This window comes from Bartonella sp. CL63NXGY (assembly GCF_042194905.1).
Lineage (GTDB): Bacteria > Pseudomonadota > Alphaproteobacteria > Rhizobiales > Rhizobiaceae > Bartonella.
This window is the reverse complement of record NZ_JBHINK010000118.1, coordinates 403-644: the sequence shown is the minus strand read 5'-3', so window position 1 is coordinate 644 and position 242 is coordinate 403. Positions and strand designations below refer to the sequence as shown.

Annotated in this window: 1 protein-coding gene; it reads left to right on the top strand. The window is 39.3% G+C overall.

The annotated features are described in order from the left end of the window. The first annotated feature begins 20 nt into the window (after positions 1-20). Positions 21-101, top strand: coding sequence for a DALR anticodon-binding domain-containing protein (locus tag ACFIK0_RS09600; RefSeq protein ID WP_375663943.1), 81 nt, complete (start codon positions 21-23; stop codon positions 99-101). The last annotated feature ends 141 nt before the right edge of the window (positions 102-242 follow it).

Sequence of the window (242 nt, the reverse complement as noted above, 5' to 3'; positions counted from 1 at the left end):
ATGCTGCACAACCAGCACGGTTGGCATTAACCCAAGCAGTTTCCAATGTTTTGAAGTCTGCACTAGCATTGTTGGATGTTCAAGCCCCAGATGAAATGTAATTAAATACTGGTCGTCAATTGACCTGATTACTTAATAGAATCCTAGTGTTGAGTTTGTTCAGCACTAGGATTTTTTGTTAGCGTCGAGAGTAGTGCTAACAGACTAGCGATGTCCCTTAATTTATTATTAAGCTTATAGCT